The organism is candidate division WOR-3 bacterium (genome assembly GCA_039801365.1).
Lineage (GTDB): Bacteria > Hydrothermota > Tepidihabitantia > Tepidihabitantales > Tepidihabitantaceae > JBDRUN01.
In genome coordinates, this window is sequence record JBDRUN010000049.1 from 1 (window position 1) to 17994 (window position 17994).

The 17994-nt window shown below is 59.0% G+C and carries 16 protein-coding genes and 1 pseudogene; 10 read left to right on the forward strand and 7 right to left on the reverse strand.

The window, feature by feature from the left end; genetic code table 11:
- From ABIL25_07115 to ABIL25_07145, 7 genes are all read right to left on the reverse strand, one after another.
- On the reverse strand, positions 1-269 hold a 269-nt coding region (locus ABIL25_07115; protein MEO0082044.1), incomplete at its 3' end, for an Rnase Y domain-containing protein.
- A gap of 193 nt (positions 270-462) precedes the next feature.
- Positions 463-729: a cell division protein ZapA gene (locus ABIL25_07120; protein MEO0082045.1), complete on the reverse strand. Its 267-nt coding sequence runs from the start codon at positions 727-729 to the stop codon at positions 463-465.
- Between the two features lie 22 nt (positions 730-751).
- Positions 752-1036, reverse strand: a complete 285-nt coding sequence (locus tag ABIL25_07125; GenBank protein MEO0082046.1) for a cell division protein ZapB — start codon at positions 1034-1036, stop codon at positions 752-754.
- 7 nt (positions 1037-1043) lie between these two features.
- Positions 1044-1859: a fibronectin type III domain-containing protein gene (locus ABIL25_07130; GenBank protein ID MEO0082047.1), complete on the reverse strand. Its 816-nt coding sequence runs from the start codon at positions 1857-1859 to the stop codon at positions 1044-1046.
- Between the two features lie 40 nt (positions 1860-1899).
- A complete protein-coding gene (locus ABIL25_07135; protein MEO0082048.1) occupies positions 1900-2736 on the reverse strand; it encodes a hypothetical protein in 837 nt (278 codons plus the stop codon).
- Between the two features lie 174 nt (positions 2737-2910).
- On the reverse strand, positions 2911-4272 hold the full coding sequence (gene gdhA, locus ABIL25_07140) for an NADP-specific glutamate dehydrogenase (protein MEO0082049.1): 1362 nt from the start codon (positions 4270-4272) through the stop codon (positions 2911-2913).
- A 267-nt stretch (positions 4273-4539) separates the two neighbouring features.
- Positions 4540-7731, reverse strand: coding sequence for a S8 family serine peptidase (locus ABIL25_07145; protein ID MEO0082050.1), 3192 nt, complete (start codon positions 7729-7731; stop codon positions 4540-4542).
- A gap of 973 nt (positions 7732-8704) precedes the next feature.
- Here ABIL25_07145 and rpsP point away from each other — a divergent pair.
- From rpsP to ABIL25_07195, 10 genes and pseudogenes are all read left to right on the forward strand, one after another.
- A pseudogene (rpsP, locus tag ABIL25_07150) lies at positions 8705-8920 on the forward strand (30S ribosomal protein S16).
- Between the two features lie 136 nt (positions 8921-9056).
- Positions 9057-9290, forward strand: coding sequence for a KH domain-containing protein (locus ABIL25_07155; protein ID MEO0082051.1), 234 nt, complete (start codon positions 9057-9059; stop codon positions 9288-9290).
- Between the two features lie 51 nt (positions 9291-9341).
- The gene (trmD, locus tag ABIL25_07160) at positions 9342-10097 is read left to right on the forward strand and encodes a tRNA (guanosine(37)-N1)-methyltransferase TrmD (GenBank protein ID MEO0082052.1); all 756 of its coding nucleotides are present in this window, start codon (positions 9342-9344) and stop codon (positions 10095-10097) included.
- Positions 10072-10461 (forward strand): 50S ribosomal protein L19, encoded by a 390-nt coding sequence (gene rplS, locus ABIL25_07165; protein ID MEO0082053.1) that lies wholly within the window; start codon positions 10072-10074, stop codon positions 10459-10461. The genes trmD and rplS overlap by 26 nt, the downstream gene beginning before the upstream one ends.
- Positions 10424-11029 carry a ribonuclease HII gene (locus ABIL25_07170; GenBank protein MEO0082054.1) on the forward strand — a complete coding sequence of 202 codons (606 nt, stop codon included), beginning with the start codon at positions 10424-10426 and terminating at the stop codon, positions 11027-11029. Before rplS ends, ABIL25_07170 begins: the two co-directional genes overlap by 38 nt.
- Positions 11026-11376: a YraN family protein gene (locus ABIL25_07175; protein ID MEO0082055.1), complete on the forward strand. Its 351-nt coding sequence runs from the start codon at positions 11026-11028 to the stop codon at positions 11374-11376. The genes ABIL25_07170 and ABIL25_07175 overlap by 4 nt, the downstream gene beginning before the upstream one ends.
- Complete coding sequence (locus tag ABIL25_07180) at positions 11376-12917, forward strand: YifB family Mg chelatase-like AAA ATPase (GenBank protein ID MEO0082056.1); 1542 nt, start codon at positions 11376-11378, stop codon at positions 12915-12917. Before ABIL25_07175 ends, ABIL25_07180 begins: the two co-directional genes overlap by 1 nt.
- A 17-nt stretch (positions 12918-12934) precedes the next feature.
- Positions 12935-14338 carry a nucleotide sugar dehydrogenase gene (locus tag ABIL25_07185; protein ID MEO0082057.1) on the forward strand — a complete coding sequence of 468 codons (1404 nt, stop codon included), beginning with the start codon at positions 12935-12937 and terminating at the stop codon, positions 14336-14338.
- Positions 14339-14758: 420 nt separating this feature from the next.
- Positions 14759-17122 (forward strand): hypothetical protein, encoded by a 2364-nt coding sequence (locus ABIL25_07190; protein ID MEO0082058.1) that lies wholly within the window; start codon positions 14759-14761, stop codon positions 17120-17122.
- Positions 17123-17156: 34 nt separating this feature from the next.
- The coding region (locus ABIL25_07195) for a hypothetical protein (protein MEO0082059.1) at positions 17157-17994 on the forward strand (838 nt) is incomplete at its 3' end.

Below are 17994 nucleotides of genomic sequence, written 5' to 3' on the forward strand. Positions count from 1 at the left end.
ATTCGTGCCAGCTCGCGCCTTGTCGCCGCGGTCTCGGACTCGAACTTGAGACGCTCTCTTTCCCACTCCTGCCGGTTTGCAGCCTCAGCCTCGCGCCGCAGCGCCGCCGCCTGCTCCTGCGCCGCGGCAAGAACTCTGGCTGCCTCCTGCTCACTCTGCTCCAGCCGCTTACGGCTAGCGGTCTTGCTCACCCAGTAGCCGAACACGGCTGCAAAAGTACCAACGACAATCGGAACACCGATTGCCAGAATCAAGCCGATGCCAGTCATTATTCCTCCAAAAAGAAAACCCCGCGATGTCGTGTCGCGGAAAGTCTTAGAACCCTATAAGACAGACTGGGCGCCTCAGAATGGCTTCGGGCGGACTCGCTATGAGGAGTCGCCGTTCACCATTCTATCGTGGCACCCGAATCTTGGGTGTTGGATCAAGACTTGACCACAGATCACGAACACAGCAGGGAGCCTAAAGAACTTTCTCCAGCTTTTCAATGAGCGAACCAACCCGGCGGCAAACCCATTCGGCACTCGCCCGGCTTCCGGCCTCGTACTCGTCAACAAGGTTCATGCAGGCCAGGACCGCAGTCCTGACCGTGGAGCCCTGCTGATACTGCCGATCAATCTCTCGCATTTTTCGGTCCACAATCTGGGCAACTTGCAAAACATGGTCGCCGTCACGGTCGGCCCTGACACTATATTCGTTTCCAAGTATCTTCACAACAAAGGTCTGCACAAAGGCTCCCTTTGAGAATAATCTAGGTCATTGCTTCCAGCTTGTCAAGCACCGAGTCAATTCGCTCGGCTGCCTGTTTCCTTGACTGCTCGGCCTCGGCCAGACGTCGGGCAAGCTCGCGGTTCTCTTCGCGCAAACGAGTGACAAGCCCGATTGCCGCCTCGATTCGGCGCTCCAACTCGGCAAAACACTCAACCACGCCGGGGCCAACCGCGGCAGGTCCGGACGAAACCGTCTCAGAACCGGGCTTCGGGGTCGAAGCCCCTGGCTCTCCGAGTCCGGTTACTTGTGCCTGGGACTTGGCCACTGGTGGACTAGTGTTTTATCAGTCGCAGTCCTTTGACTAGCTGGAACCAGGACTTCACTTGCACTCGGCCCAGCCCGGTCTCCTGGCGGGTGAACTTCACCAGCGCGAAGTAACCGTCCTCGGTGCGGCACGCGACCGCCATCGGCACGGTATCAATCCGCTGTTTCTCAAGGTAGTAATTCGGCGCGTAAGCCGGCAGGGGTGCGTCCTCATACACCAGCGCGGGCGTGAAGCCTGAGACCCGCCAGCCAGCGACCGGCACGCCGCCACCCGGGTCGGTCGGACCAAGGTCCGGACTTGCAATCCAGTACTTGGGCCCGGAGAAGCCGAGGTTGAAATCCGTGACGTAGAAATCAACCTCCTTCTCGTTGAGCCTGTCGTCCATTGCGAACACCGCACCGGCCCCGGTCTCGCGGCGCCAGCCATACCCGGCACTAGTCGCAGCGTTCAACTCACCGAGAAACAGAGTATCAGTGAGTATCGGAACTGTGCTCGGCTTGGTCAGGGCCTCGTATGTTTCGCCGCCGAACTGAGCCATGACCTTGTAGTGGCCGGTCACACCGTGTGGGTTGTGGAAAAACATCGTATCTTCGGTCTGACCCAGCGGCGCGTACGCCTGCTTGCCAACCTCCTTGAAAGATACAAGATAGGCCGACGGCGTACCCTCGGCCGGCGGTGCCCAAACCAAGACAACCGTCGTGTCTGAATCTGCAACTATCTGCACCTCAGTCGGCGGCCCGCCTGAAACGAGGTCGCACTGCACCGAAACCAACGTCACCGCCACCAAGGCGGCGAAAGCGCACGCTGCCATCACTCTATTCATACATTCCTCCATGAAATCCTGTCCGTCATTCTCACTATCATCAATCGGCCCTGTGCATCATCAGCCTCAGCCCGGGTACAAGCTGGAACCACGAAACAAGTCGTACCTCGCCGACCCCGGCGTCAACCTTTGTTATCTTAACAAGGCCGAAATAGTTGTCCTCGGTCGCACAGCCGATGACTACCGGTACTGGCCCGGTCAGTTCGGTATAGTCGAAGTAGTTTGTCTCGGTCACTGGCGGCAGCGCTCGGTGCTCGCTTGACAACGGGTCAGTGAACCAGTTTATCCGCCAGTCGTCACTTGGCGGAACCAGCGGTCCGGCCGGATCGCTTGGCCCCTTGTTCGGGCTGGCAATCGCATACGGCAGGCTGCCGGAACCAGGCTTGTGGTCGGTAATGTAAAAGTCGGCCACGCTAGTACTGCTGAGCGACAGCATCGAGCATGTCCGGCCGGCGCCACCAACGCGGTTCCAGCCGTACCCGGAATTACCTGAGGCATCGAGCTCTGCAACTGCTACCGTATCGCCGAAGACCGGTATCGTTGTCAACTTCTTTTCAGACCGGTACTCCCGGTCACCGAACACCGCAGCCACGACGTATGTACCGGTAGTATCGTGCGGGTCGTGGATAATTGACGTTGCAGTCGTCTCGGCGATCAGTTGGAAGGTGGTTTCAGTCAGTGGGGCGAAATAGACCCGGTACTTATCCGGAGTATTCTCAGCCGGTGGAGTCCAGACAACCATCACTCCAGTACCGCTCGTATCCGGCCCGAGCTGGACACTGGCCGGCGGTCCGGCAAGCGTTCCACAGGATTGGACAAACACCAACAACCCGGCCGCAGCGATGCCGGAAAGAACGAGGAACCTGAGACTCTTCAACGTAAGCCTCCTCATGAAGCTTACAAAGACTAGCCGCAACACAGCACCAGTCAAGGCCGGATGCACTCGCTCCGTCTGTCCCTGGGGACTGAATCACCGTTCGTGGTAAACGGGCAGGAACCCGAAGGTTCCTGCCCGGTATGCTCTACGCTGCTGGATGCTGCTTGCTGTTCCCTAGACCACGCCCTGGTCGAGCATCGCATCGGCCACCTTCACAAAGCCGCCGATGTTCGCACCGTTGACGTAGTTCACGTACCGATCATTCTCGCGGCCAAAATGAACGCAGGTCGCATGGATGGCCTTCATAATGCCCTGCAACCGCTGGTCCACCTCCTCCCTGGTCCACGAAAGACGGAGGCTGTTTTGCGACATCTCAAGACCAGAGGTAGCCACGCCACCAGCATTGGCTGCCTTGGCCGGCCCGTACAGTATCTTTCGGTCCAAGTACTGCTCGATGGCTTCGGGCGTCGAAGGCATGTTCGCACCCTCAGAGATCACGTACACACCGTTCCGGAGCAGATTCGCCGCATCCTTGCCGTTGATTTCGTTCTGGGTGGCGGACGGGAACGCGCACTGAGCCTTATGATTCCAGAGCGGGTTGTAATCGAGCTTCGGGTCAACCGGCGTATAGACCACACCCTTGTACTTGTCCGCATACTCCTTTATCCGACCGCGCCTCACATTCTTGAGCTCCATCACGAATGCGAGCTTCTCCGGAGTAATGCCGGCCTCGTCGTACACGTAACCGGTGGAATCAGAAAGTGTCACCACCTTGCCCCCGAGCTGATTCACTTTCTCGACGGTGTACTGGGCTACGTTGCCCGAACCGGACACAAGACATACCTTGCCCTCGATGGTTTCCCCGCGGGTCGCAAGCATCTCCTGGGCAAAGTATACCGCACCGTAACCGGTCGCTTCAGGCCGGATGAGTGAACCGCCCCAGTTCCGCCCCTTGCCGGTGAACACGCCAGTGAACTCGTTTGCAAGACGCTTGTACTGACCGAACAGGAACCCGATCTCGCGCGCTCCCACGCCGATGTCTCCTGCCGGTACGTCGGTATCAGGCCCGATGTGTCGGAACAGCTCGTTCATGAAACTCTGGCAGAAGTGCATCACCTCGTTGTCAGACTTGCCCTTGGGGTCGAAGTCCGACCCGCCCTTACCACCGCCCATCGGCAAGGTGGTAAGCGAGTTCTTGAACACCTGTTCGAACGCCAGGAACTTTAGCAATCCCAGGTACACAGTAGGATGGAAACGCAGACCGCCCTTGTAAGGCCCGATCGCCGAGTTCATCTCGACTCTGAATCCGCGATTGACCTGAATTTCACCCTTATCGTCCACCCACGGCACCCGGAACATTATCACTCGCTCCGGCTCGCAGATGCGCTCAAGAATCTTCGCCTTGCGGTACTTTGGATTCTTGTCTAGGTAGGGCAACAAGGAGGTAACTACCTCCTCCACTGCCTGATGGAACTCCGGCTCTCCAGGGTTCCGCTTCTTGATGCCTTCCATGAAGGCGCTGACCGATTCGGACATCATATCCTCCTGTTCTGACAATTACCTGCAGCTCTTTTTTTCTACACCGGCAGCCCGCCTAGGAATCAAGTCCTAGACCATGCCACTGTCGCCAGACCATTCCTTCGTTTCTTGCCGGCCTGCATTGCGCAGGGCTGGCATTATACCGACCCAGGACCCAAGGGCAAGCACTTCTTGTAGCTCGTCCATCCATCACAGATGCTGAGCGATGTCAACTGGCGCAGCCCAAGGCTGGTCTCAGCCCCAGGTAGCTCTTCCGTCTTTCCGCTAGCGCTGAACCACGAGCTTCTGATCCTGCACCGTGCCACCAGCCTCAAACCGAACAAAATATACTCCGGCTGGGACCCGAACACCAGCGTCACTAGTCCTGTCCCAGGTCGCATGCCACAAACCGGCCGGTTCTTTGGAATTGACAAGCGTTCTTACTTCTCTACCTGCAAGGTCATACAATGTCAAACGGACAGGAGTCGTGCCGGGCAGGCTGTAGCTGATTGTCACCCTTGCTGTGGCCGGGTTTGGACAAACATTAAGAAGCCTTGCCTGGGCCTGGACCGGGCCGGGTTCGCTTGTGCCGACCGTACCGCCCCATGCTGCCCACTCGATTGCCTGCTTCAGCAGCCGCACCGAGTTAGGATTCGTGAAGTACGGTTCGTTCTCGTACCCGCCGAAATTGGCCATGTAGATTGGCCCAAGATACACCGACCGACCCGCGCCAACTGTCTTGTAGGCAATTGACCACTTGCCGGCCGCGCTCGTGTAGTCGCCAAGTGAGAACGCATCAGGCCACAGACCGGTGTTCGCATACTCGCCGTGCCCGTACACTGAGAAATCAGCCACGCCCTGGGTTATTGGGTGCAGTGTATCCAGAATCCGCACCTGGCCTGAGGTCAGAAACCCGTAGTCGCCCGTGCACCGCACAGCCATTGCCGAATCCATCGGTGAACCTGCACCCGCACCCCGGTAAACCGCATACACCAACCAGCCAGTTCCGACAAACCCGCCGCCTCCGCGCAGCCACTGAAGCAGCGCATCATCATAGACCGCATGGTCGTAGTCGCCGTATGAACCCGAGGCACCGCTGACAACGACAGTGTACTCGGCAAGTTCGGACTGCTCATCAATGTCTGTGCCGGCGACGATGGAATCCTCCCATCCCCAGACTCCACAGAGTGAATCAAGTGCATAGCAGGCATTGGGTGGATTGCGCCCTACTGAACCCGAAGGCAGCTCAATTGCAACCCGCATGACCGAGGCTGATGACATCGTTGTCTTCGACAGCGTATCGTTCAACCGGTTCTGGTCTGGTCCGCAGTTGTGCCACATTCGCACGGTATAGAACACCGAATCCGGGCCAACGTTCCAGTTCGGAAACGTTACGGTCTTGGTTCCGCCCAATGGTACGCTATCCACTGCGGCCGACTGCGAGTACACTGGCTGACCTGAAGAATCAACCCGGCAGTATGCCACAAAACCGGTCTCAGTGTAGTCACCGATGTTCTTGAGCGTCACGGACGGTGCAAACGGCTGATTTGCTCGGACCCGGTTTCCGACGTTCATTCCCGCGGTCTGGACGTCATGGCCCCGGGTCGTTGTCGTCTTCCGAATCGTGTCATTGCCCCGGTTCGTATCCGGCACATGATAGTGCCAGAACGTCACTTCATAGGTCTGACTACCAGGCCCCACGTTCCAGTTCGGAAACGTCACCGTGTCCGTGCCCGCACTGTCCAATAACGTTATCGTCCGCGTCTGGTTGTACACCCTGGTCCCGGCTGAATCTACCCAGCAGTGCACCACCACGTTCGCCTCAGGATACGTCCCACGGTTCACCACCGTCACAACCGGCGCCAATGGCACCAGCGGATCGATCTTCGTCCCCGGCGCCAACACCTGCCCCATCCCAACATCGTGCCGCGGTCCAGGAAACGGCGTGTGCGCCACTGCCAGCGAGCAGTTCAACCGACCCGCTCCAAACGTGTTGTCCTTCCCCGGCGTGCCAAGGTCTTTCACCGAGTGCAGCTCCAAGATCGAGTCTATCTCCCGCGGAGAAAGCGTCGGATTCTTCGACAACATCAGACACACCACCCCAGCCGCACCAGGCGTCGCCATCGAAGTCCCCGACATCCGCGTGTACGACTGATCTCCCGAATAGTACGTCGAAAGTATGTCCACCCCAGGCATGCACACGTCCGGGTCAGTCAGCCCAGGCGGATACGCATAGTCGTTGTACGGCGGAACACTGCCCCAGTCCGAAGGCCCCTTGGATGTGAAGCTCGCCGCATTGTCCGAGTTGTCCGTCGCACCCACCGTTATCACCGCCGACAACGCCTTGTCCGTCGGATGATTCGCCGGATTCGGCCACGGCGGCGGACAGTCACCAGGCGTCCTTATCGTCCGCTGACTCGACTCGTTCCCAGCCGCAACACAGTGCGCAATCCCAGCCGCCAATATGTTCACCTCGCACGCCCGCCATACCGCTCGCCGCGGCAACCAGTTCGATATCAGCCCCAACGACGTCGTTATCACATCCGCACCGTTCGTCGGGTCTCGCGGCGGACTCACACAAAACTGAAAACCCGCCATCGTGTTGTTCTCCATGCTCGTGTCCGGATACGGCGTGTGCAAGTACACGTCCACCGGCACCGACATGACCTTCGCCGCCGGCGCTATCCCCATCGTGTCCCGCGTCCCGTTCCCATACGTCCCGTCCGCCGTCGCTATCCCCGCACAGTGCGTACCATGACCATAATAGTCCAACGGCGTCAAAGTATCATACGGCGAAGGACCAGGATGACCAGATGAATACTGGTTCGAAGCAAAGTTGAACCCACAGTTCGGATACACACTCGATGTCCAAAGATGCCCCTTCAGGTCATCGTGCGTGTAGCGCACTCCCGTGTCCACCACCCCAATCACCACTCCCTCACCATGATACCCCTGAGCCCACGCACCACGCACGTTCGTTACCACCATGTTCGGCTCAATCGCATCCGCCACCGCCGCCGGCACATTGAGACTCTTCATCTCAGCCAACTCCACCGGCACCTTCGCATACAGCACCAGCTCCACGTCCGGCCGCGCCGCCAGCTCGTAGATCACTTCCTTCGTCGCCCAGCAGCTCACCAAATTGCACAACCACAAAGACCGCACATCCTCAACCCGGCCCGATGCCGACTTGGCCGACAATGCCTCAAGAATCCCACGCTGGGTCCGAGCTGAAAACTCCTGTAGCACCGCCGCAACCCTTGCCCGACGCAGCGGCTTCGGCATGTCAACAAGACCAGGGTCAAGGTCCAGGGCATTCGCCTGTTCCTTCATGAAGAACTCAACCGGTATCTTCTCATCCGGACCGGCACTATCCAGTATGCTCACAAGCTCCGGCTGAATCAGCGCCGCCCAGGACAAGCCGCAACCGAGCGCCAGACCCGCAATCACGACCACAAACACGTTCTTTCCAGACACGATTCCTCCTTTGCAAGTCACTTGCTCAATTCTAGGGTCTTGGGACACCTGGGTCAAGCAAACGCCTGAAGACCCGGGAAAGGTGAGAATCACCATCGCACTAGACCGCCCGTAGGACGCCCTGATTGCCCTGCTCTGGCCTTACGTCATCCCTGTTCCAACTGGCCGAACTGCATTCTCATGGTCTCAGCCTCCTACCGCCGTGCGAGCAAACTGACCGTTCTTCACCTCAAATGACTCGTCACGTACAAACCGCATCCGGACAGATACCATGGTCTGTAACCACCTGGAGTTATAATAGTTATATCATTGGCACCGTATGTAACCGGCCCGTTCTCCGGTCGGCTGGGGGAGCTGCTTCACTGCCCATTTTCCAAGTCACCTTCCTAGGCACTGCCAAAGGCGGAGAACTGTTTGCCAAGATAACCGCATGAGATGGACCCGGCCGGCAGGCAGAGCTGGCCATCACGATGGAAACAGGAAATACTGCTGCGAGACGCGCTCGACTACCGGGTTAGCTCTGAACCCGGCTCGCATTCTGATATGCCGCACTAGCCTTCAGTTCCGGGCGCGGTTCATGGTCGACAGCAGAATCTGATTCCCTTCTGGCTGCCGAGCCACCCCGAGTACGCAGTGGAACCGTCCTTTTTCCCTTTCCCAGTATCGCGACTGAACACACACCGCGAATCCTAGCTGGATACGCAGTCTGCTGTCATGGTACCTGGCCGCATTTCAATGCCGAGCACGGATTGCTCCGGGCTGGGGTCTGGTGTCTCATTTCGGCTGCTGCCCGGATGTCCATGGTCTGAACAGCGGCCCAGGCACAGATGAAAAAACGAACCCAGAACTTGAAGCGCAGTCCAGCAACCGGTCAAACAACGACATCGTGGCCGTACTGTGTCAGCCCCGGCGGCTATTGACAACTCCGTCCGGTTGGGTATCGTTTGGGAAAGACAGCGAAAAGGAGCCTTACTTGGTCAAGATTCGTCTGAAGAAGATCGGCATGCGTCATCAGCCGTCGTTCCGGCTGGTCGCGACCGACTCGCGGCGTTCCCGGGACGGCGAATATCTGGAACTGCTCGGCCAATACAACCCCCGCAGCAAACTGCTCAAACTGGACTTGGAGCGGGTGAACTACTGGCTTTCAAGAGGCGCTCAGGCAACCGACACCGCGCGCAGACTCATCAAGCGCTACATGAAAGAACACCCGGTCTTGGAAGACACAACCGAGACAGAAGCCACGACTGCCGGACCGGCTGAGCCAGTCGGCAGCAATCCGGACACGGAACCGACAACCGCACAGTCCGACCATACATAAGGAGGATATGATGAAAGAGCTCATCGAGTACATTGCGAAGGCACTAGTTGACCATCCGGACCAGGTAGAGGTAAAGGAAATCGCCGGCGAGAAGACGCTGATTTACGAACTCCGCGTCGGTCAGGGTGACATCGGTAAAGTAATCGGCAAAGAAGGTAGGACCGCAAAGGCGATAAGGTCCATAATTACCGCTGCGGCCATGAAGGTCGGCAAGCGGGCTCAACTGGAGATACTGGAATAGCGTCACCGGTCCGGCCCCGAAGACCGGGCCGCCGACCGCTGTTCGGACACTGTGCAGATTCATATTGTATCGCTGTTTCCCGAGTACTTCTCCGGCCCGTTCGGCTGCGGCCCGACCCGAGTTGCGCGGGAAAAAGGGCTGCTCGCCATTGCCATCACCAACCCCCGCGACTTCACCAACGACCTGCACCGGACAGTTGACGACTATCCGTTTGGCGGTGGTCCGGGCATGATTCTCATGCCAGAGCCACTGTTTCGTGCAGTCGAAAGCATCCGTCGGCCCGAGTCTCGGGTCATTCTTCTTTCGCCTCGAGGCCGGCTCTACAGCCAGGCTTTGGCTCGGGAATACAGCCGGCTTGACCATCTCATCCTCATCTGCGGCCGGTACAAAGGTGTGGATGAACGGGTACGCATCGGTCTGTGCGATGACGAAGTGTCGCTCGGCGACTACATTCTGGCCGGTGGTGAGGCCGCGGCCTGTGCGATTGTCGAAAGTGTTGCTCGTCTCCTGCCGGGCGCGGTCAGTGACGAAGACTCGGTGAACACCGACTCCTTCTCATGCGGCCTTTTGGACGCGCCCTATTACACCCGACCGCGGGAGTTTCGCGGCATGGCCGTGCCCGAAGTATTGATCTCGGGCGACCATGCTGCAATCAGGCGGTGGCGCCGCAACACGGCCCTACTGGAGACTGCGCGACGCCGGCCCGACCTGCTCCAGAGAGAAGCACTGACCGAGGCTGAGCGGGAATTCCTTACTGCAGAACTGAAAAAGGAGGCCAGCCATGGCCAAGAAGAAACAGGAAACTGAAAAGGGACACGAGGCGCCAAAGCCGGTCGAGCTACCCGCAATCAAGCCCGGCGACGTCGTCTCAGTTCACCTCCGCATTGTTGAGGGTGACAAGGAACGCATCCAGGCCTTTGAAGGCACGGTCATCAGCATCCGCGGTAGGGGCACAAACCGGACATTCACGGTTCGGAAGCTGTCGCGTGGCATCGGCGTGGAGCGGATTTTCCCGGTTACCTCACCGGCAATTTTACGCGTTGAGGTCAAGCACCACTCCCGGGTACGCCGGGCAAAACTATACTATCTGCGGGGCAGAAAGGGACGGGGCGCCTTGCTGAAAGAGACCCGGGGTGAGGGTAAATCTGGACCGCCGGCTGGAGAGAAGTAGCTCTCCCCTGTGCGGAGTTGATGAAGTCGGAAGAGGTGCGTTGGCCGGGCCGGTCGTCGCGGCCGCGGTCGTCATGCCGCCGAGAACAAGTATCCCGGGTGTGGACGACTCCAAGCGTCTGTCTCCGGCCCGCCGCGAGCAACTGAGCCGGGCGATAACTAGGCAGTGTCTCACATGGGCCATCGGCCTTGCCAGCCACGATACCATTGACCGCGTAAACATCCGGCAGGCCAGTTTCCTGGCGATGCGCCGGGCAGTGCAGAGACTTTCGGTACAACCTGCGCTCGTGCTGGCTGATGGATGGCCGATTCCAGGCCTTGCCCTGCCCTGCCGGGGCGTAGTCCACGGCGACCGCCGCAGCTTCGTTATCGCCTGTGCCTCGATTCTCGCCAAGGTCTTCCGCGACCGGCTGATGCAACGTCTTGACCACGTCTATCCCGGTTATGGCCTTGCCCAGCACAAAGGTTACCCGACTGAAGAGCACCTGTACCAGCTCAGGGCGCTTGGGCCATCGCCGGTCCACCGCCGTACATTCGAACCAGTACGTCGCCACCTTGCCGGACAATGAATCGAAGCCGTCTCGGCGCTGCAGGCGAACAGATTGCCGAGCAGTATCTGAAATCAAGAGGCTGGAGAGTACTGGAACGCAACTACCGGACTAAGTTGGGCGAAATCGACCTTGTCTGCCGTGAGAAAGGGACTATTGTATTTGTCGAAGTGAAGACCAGGACTTCAAGCCTTTACGGCGAAGGTACCGAAGCGGTGAACTATTCAAAGCAGCGCAAGCTTTACCGACTCGCTCAAGAGTACCTTGGGTCTCACCGGCTCGAGTCCGCTGACGTACGCTTCGACGTGCTGAGCATCATGTTTGTGTCCGGTCAGCCGACCATCAAACACATCCCGGGAGCGTTCTAGTGCTCTCGACCGTACTTTCGACCTCGGTTTACGGTGTTGATGCCTTCATCGTGTCGGTTGAGACTGACATTGCCCAGGGCCTTCCGACCTTCACCATCGTCGGCCTGCCTGATGCTGCGGTCAAAGAATCTCAACACCGAGTCCAGGCCGCGGTCAAGAACTCGGGCTTTGCATTCCCGAACCGCCGTATCACCGTCAACCTTGCGCCGGCCGACATCCGCAAAGAAGGTGCATCATTTGACCTGCCGGTCGCAATCGGCATTCTGGCTGCGTTTCACGGCATCGCGCCTTCTCTCTGCCGCGACTATGCATTCCTCGGCGAACTTTCTCTTGACGGCTCGCTCCGACCGATCAAAGGTGCGGTCTCGATGGCCCTGGCTGCGAGACAGCAGGGTCTGAAAGGTCTTATTCTACCGCGTGCGAACGCTACTGAGGCGGCAATGGTCGAAGGCATACCGGTCTTCGGCCTATCGTCCCTAACCCAGACTGTCGCATTCCTCAAAGGTGAAACCAGAGTCGAACCTACCAAGGTTGACATTGCATCCCTCTTTTCCCAGGCTGCGGTGCAACCGATTGACATGAACGAAGTCCAGGGTCATGAGCATGCCAAGCGGGCCCTTGAGATTGCTGCGGCTGGCGGACACAACGTCCTCATGATCGGCCCGCCCGGGTCAGGCAAAACTATGCTTGCCCGGCGTCTCGCCACCATCCTGCCACCGCTTGAAATCGAGGAAGCGCTTGAGGCAACAAAGATTCACTCGGTCGCCGGCACGCTCTCTTCAGACCAGCCGCTCGTTGCAACCCGTCCATTCCGCTCGCCCCATCACAACGTGTCCGAACCCGGCATCATCGGCGGCGGCACATTTCCTCGGCCAGGCGAGGTATCTCTTGCCCACAACGGCGTCCTGTTCCTGGACGAGCTCCCCGAGTTCAAACGCGACGTGCTCGAGGCCCTGCGCCAGCCCCTTGAGGACGGCTCAGTAACCATTGGTCGGGCCAAGTCAACCCTGACATTTCCGGCCCGATTCATGCTCGTGTGCGCAATGAACCCTTGCCCGTGCGGATTCTATGGCGACCCGCACCACACCTGCACCTGCACTACGACTAAGATTCGGCGGTATCGGTCCAGGATTTCCGGCCCGCTTCTTGACCGCATTGACCTGCACGTCGAGGTCCCGGCGCTCAAGTACCGCGAGATGTCATCGAGAACTTCGGGCGACAGCTCAGCGACGATTGCGGCCCGGGTCGCACAGGCAAGAAAACGCCAGCGGGCACGCTTCGCTGAGACCCGTAAGCCCCGGCCCATCTACGCCAACTCCCAGATGGGTCCGCGGCACATCCGGCAGTTCTGCCAGGTCAGTCCGGACAGCGAAGCGTTCCTGCGTCTGGCAATCGAGCGGCTCGGACTATCAGCCCGGGCCTATCACCGGTGCCTCAAAGTTGCGCGCACCATTGCCGACCTGGCAGATTCTGATATAATTGATACTCCCCATCTAACAGAAGCAGTCCAGTATCGTACCCTCGACCGGACCATATGGTGAAGAAAGGAGAACCGCTAATGAACCAAAGCAAGCGCAGATTCCTGAAAACCGGTGCCGACCGGAAATCCAGGAACCGGAACCCGGCGTCGCCAGCCGCGGCCTTGAAGCGGCGAATCACCGAAAGAAAGGCCCGGGTTGCGGTCATCGGCATCGGCTATGTCGGCCTGCCACTGTCCATCGAGATTACCCGGGCCGGATTCGAGTGCATCGGCATTGACCTAGACCGTAACAAGGTGGATGCAATTCGCCAGGGCCAGAGCTACATCGAAGACGTACCGTCAACCGACATCCGCGAAGCAACGGGCACTGGACGGTTTTCGGTCACAACCAGATACCGGGTTCTTTGCGACTGCGATATCGTCAATATCTGCGTGCCCACGCCGTTCACCCCATCGAAAGACCCGGACGTGAGCTTCATCGCTGAATCGGGTCGTGAGATTGCGAAAACCCTGCACCGGGGACAGCTCGTCATCCTGCGTAGCACGACCTATCCTGAAACTACAACCCGGGTGCTCCAGCCAATACTCGAAGCAACCGGGCTCAGGGCCGGCAAGGACTTCTACCTCGCGTTTGCGCCGGAGCGGATTGACCCGGGCAACAAACAGTTCACCACCCGCAACACACCGGTCGTAGTCGGCGGACTTTCCACCACCTGCACCAACTTGACCGCGCTATTCTTCCGCCAGTTCGTGGACAAAGTATTCCCGGTCTCCTCTCCTTCGGTGGCCGAGATGTCCAAACTGCTTGAGAACATCTTCCGCAGCGTCAACATCGCACTCGTCAATGAACTTGCGCTAATGTGCGAACGGATGGGTGGGATTGACATCTGGGAAGTCATCCAAGCTGCCTCAACCAAGCCGTTCGGATACATGCCTTTCTACCCTGGCCCAGGAATCGGTGGCCACTGCATCCTGATTGACCCGTACTACCTTGCCTGGAAGGCCCGCGAATACGACTTCCACTCAAACTTCATCGAGCTTGCGGCCCAGACCAACGAGAGCATGCCCTTCAACGTTGCGGACCGCCTGCTTGAAGTACTCGGCACGAACGGCATCCCGGCCTCGAAAGCCCGGCTTCTGATACTCGGCGCCGCGTTCAAGCGCGATGTCGAAGACACCCGACACTCACCGGCGATTAAGGTAATGGAGATTCTCAAGGACAAAGTAAGGAAGATAGAATACTCCGACCCTCATGTGCCGGAGATCAGCCTCAACGGGTGCCGAATGCGCTCGGTGTCATTGACTCCGGCCCGAGTCCGGGCAGCAGACTGTGTGCTCATCCTCACCGACCACTCCTGCTTTGACTACGACTTCATTTTCCGACACAGCCGGCTCATCCTTGATGCCCGCAACGCCATCAAACGCCGGAATGCGGCCAAGCTTCATACCCTTGGCCTGCGCCCGACAAAAGGGAAGTCCTGAACCCGGACTAGCAACGACACGACGCGCCAAGAGCCGCGAATCCGGCCTCCGGCTTGTTGGTTTGCCCTGCCCCATCCCGTCCCCTGCCCATTTGCGTACATGGCGTCTTCGACGGTTCCTCCACCGTCCTGCGCTCTGGCGGCTTCTAGCTTCAGCCCTCCCCCTGTCGGCGTCCTTCAGCAACTCTATCTAGCCCCCCAAAAAAAAACTTGACAAGCAGGTCTGGGGGCTTACATTATCTGTGGTTACCGAAGTCAGTCGGAACGCAAGGCGCGGGTCTGCAATCAGCCGGCCCGTAGTTGAGGCAGCCCGCCTGTCGTTACGACTTCGGCTCAACCGGGTTACTTCCGAATTAAGCAGGAAGTCTGAGAGACGCGTTCTTGCGAGCCCAAGGACATAAACGCACAAAAAGGAGGTAAGATGTCCGAAAAGACGCTCGTGTTCGCAGCGGTGCTGTGCCTGATTACAGGTGTGGTGTTCGCTGCGGGCAACACAGTGCCCAAAGAGGGCACGGATGCGATAAGCATCCCCCAACTAATCAACTACCAGGGCAAGCTCACAGACGGCTCTGGCAACCCGCTGTCGGGCACGTACTCGATGACGTTCGAGATATTCGATGCGGCGACCGGCGGGGCGAGCTACTGGACTGAGACCCAGTCAAACGTTGTAGTGACCGACGGCTTGTTCAACGTGAAGCTGGGCAGCCAGACGGCAATCACCAACCTGCCGGACGGCCCGGACTGCTGGCTTGAAATCACGGTCGGGACAACAGTAATCAGCCCGCGGGTCCAGCTTGTAAGCGTGCCCTACACCTACAAGTCGGACAAGGCCGAGGATGCAAACAAGCTCGGCGGCGTGCCGGCATCAGGGTACTCGCTGGTCGGCCACAACCACGACGACCGGTACTACACCGAGACTGAGCTTTCGACCTCAGGTGGCGGCGGTGCAGTGCACTGGGACAACGTGACCAACAAGCCGACGATCGGCGACGGCGACATCACGGCGGTCATTGCCGGGACCGGTATTACCGGTGGCGGCACCTCGGGTGATGTCACAGTATCGTTCAACCAGACCTGGGGCGACGCACGGTACGCGCCGCTAACGCACGCACACAATGCGTCGGATATTACTTCCGGCGTGCTGGCGGTTGCACGCGGCGGCACCGGACTTGGAACCTATACCACCAACGGCATCCTGTATGCCAGCGGAGCTGGAGCCATCGGCCAGATTGCCGCGCCGACCACAGCAAGCACCTACCTGCAGTGGAACGGTTCGGCTTTCACCTGGGCGACGGTATCCGGCGGCGTCGGCGGCTCGGGAAACCCGGGCAGAAATGCCCGCTGGACCGCCTCCAACACCATCGGCGACGGCGCGATGTACGACAACGGCTCGACGGTATCGGTCGGAGTTTCTCCGAACTCCTACTATTCCGTGTACGGCTACACCACGTCCGGCTCCGGCTATGCCGGCATCTGCGGATACGCCGGGGCAAACTACTCCTACGGCGTGTACGGCTATGGCGCGGGCAGCTACGCCTATGCCGTGTACGGCTACAACTCGACCTACAGCCTGATTGGTGCGCTCGCCTCTTACATCGCCTCTCCTGCCGGCGTGTACGGCTACGGCGGGTCCTACCACGGTGTGTATGGAATTTCAGCTGGCTCAGGTACCTACTACGGCGTCGCTGGGTATCACACGTATACCTCCACTTCGCGGCCCTACGGCGTGTACGGGTACGGATACAACAGCTATAGCGGCTACGGCTACGGCGGCTGCGGCGTGTATGGCTTTGGAAGCGGATCCTACTCTGGCAGCGTAGGCGTGTACGGGTATGCCTACTCGTCCAGTGCCAGCTCGAGTTATCCGGACATCGGAGTGTTGGGCTACGGCGGCACCTCGTATAGCTGCGGCGTGTACGGTTACAGCGGCAGCTCGTATAGCTACGGCGTGTACGGCTACAACACCGGCTCGTATAGCTACGGCGTGTACGGCTACAACACCGGCTCGTATGGCTACGGCGTGTACGGCTATAACAATTACTACGGAGCGGGTGTGTATGGCAGTTACGGCGGCTCCTACATCGGCGCGCTGGGTTACTATCCCTACAGCTGCGGCGTGTACGGATACAGCTCCACCTACGCTGGCTATTTCTACAACACAGGTTCCTACCCGACGGTTTACGCATACAACGGCTCGTATGGGGTCCGTGGTGAGCTCGGCTCCTACAACTCCGGCCTTCCTGCCGGCGTGTACGGCTACAGCACATCATACTACGGCGTGTACGGATACGGCAGCAGTTCGTACGCAGGCGGCCGGTTCGTTAATTCCGCAGGCTACTACCTAAACTGCGCCTACTCGTCATACGCGCTGTACGGAAGCGGCTCCTCCTATGTCTCCGGCACCAAGAGCGCGCTCGTTCCGACAGCTGGCTATGGATGGCGCGCACTGTATTCGATGGAAAGCCCGGAGGTGTGGTTCGAAGACTTCGGCGAGGTCAGGCTGACAGACGGTCACGCCCATGTCGAACTAGACCCGGTGTTCCTCCAGACGATTGCGGTGGACAACGCCAACCCGCTCAAGGTATACGTGACCCAGACCTCGGGCGAACACGTGCTTGTCAGGGTCACGAAGGGAAGGACCGGTTTCGACATCGACGCCGCGCACAGCTCCAATGCTACATTCGATTGGCGCGTCGTGGCCAAACGCCGCGGATACGAGGACGTTCGTCTGGCCGACATGACGAAGGTAGTAGAGAACAGCCCGGTGGCCCCAAATCCCAGATAGCCATGGAAGCACGAGACTCCGAAAGGAGGAGGACATGATGAGAGTACAAACGACGTACGTCGGACGACGAGCGTCGGCAGTTGCGGTCCTCGCCGTGCTTCTGGTGTGCTGCGCGGTAGCCTTTGGCCAGACGTACCTGATACCCTGGAGCTCGGTCAACTCTGGTGGCGAGCCTGGCACCGGCACGGGCATGATGGCCAACGGTTCAGCTGGCCAGGCAGTGCAGGGCGAAGGCACCGCAACCGGGTATAAGGGCTACTGGGGCTTCTGGTACGGCGTGGGCAAGAAAGAGGAGCTGCCACCTGGGTGGGTTCCTGGCTGGCAGGAAGTGAAGTCCATGCCCAACACGCCGACTGACAAGGCACCAAAGGACGGTGCGTGGATGGCCCTTCATGCGGCTGGCACTGATGCCAACCCGGTCATCTACGTTGCCAAGGGCAACAAGGCGACCGACTTCTACATGTACGACCCCTTGGCTGGTGACTCCGGGACCTGGTATGAGAAAAAGCCGATACCGGGTAACGAAGGCACCAAGCTAAAACCGCCGTCCAAAGGCTGTGTCGGTGTATCTGATGGTGTGCAGTACGTGTACATGACCAAGGGCAATAACACCCTTGGATTCTGGCGCTACGATGCAGTTGCCAACACCTGGGACTCCATGCCTGGCGTGCCTGAAGGGCCGTATGGCAAGCGGGTCAAAGGTGGGACGGACATGGTGTTTGCGTCATACAAGGACACTGGCTGTGTGTATCTACTCAAGGGCTACAAGACCGAGTTCTACCGGTATAACCCAGTAGCTGGAAGATGGGACACCCTGCCAGAGGTGCCGTATGGTGGGAACGCCAAGAAGTACGACAAAGGCTCGTTCCTTG

What these genes read in the sequence shown, in the direction of transcription:
- ABIL25_07130 (MEO0082047.1), bottom strand. Translation starts at nt 1,859, where the DNA reads ATGAATAGAGTGATGGCAGCGTGCGCTTTCGCCGCCTTGGTGGCGGTG.
- gdhA (MEO0082049.1), bottom strand. Translation starts at nt 4,272, where the DNA reads ATGTCCGAATCGGTCAGCGCCTTCATGGAAGGCATCAAGAAGCGGAAC.
- ABIL25_07155 (MEO0082051.1), top strand. Translation starts at nt 9,057, where the DNA reads ATGATGAAAGAGCTCATCGAGTACATTGCGAAGGCACTAGTTGACCAT.
- rplS (MEO0082053.1), top strand. Translation starts at nt 10,072, where the DNA reads ATGGCCAAGAAGAAACAGGAAACTGAAAAGGGACACGAGGCGCCAAAG.
- ABIL25_07175 (MEO0082055.1), top strand. Translation starts at nt 11,026, where the DNA reads ATGAATCGAAGCCGTCTCGGCGCTGCAGGCGAACAGATTGCCGAGCAG.
- ABIL25_07185 (MEO0082057.1), top strand. Translation starts at nt 12,935, where the DNA reads ATGAACCAAAGCAAGCGCAGATTCCTGAAAACCGGTGCCGACCGGAAA.
- ABIL25_07190 (MEO0082058.1), top strand. Translation starts at nt 14,759, where the DNA reads ATGTCCGAAAAGACGCTCGTGTTCGCAGCGGTGCTGTGCCTGATTACA.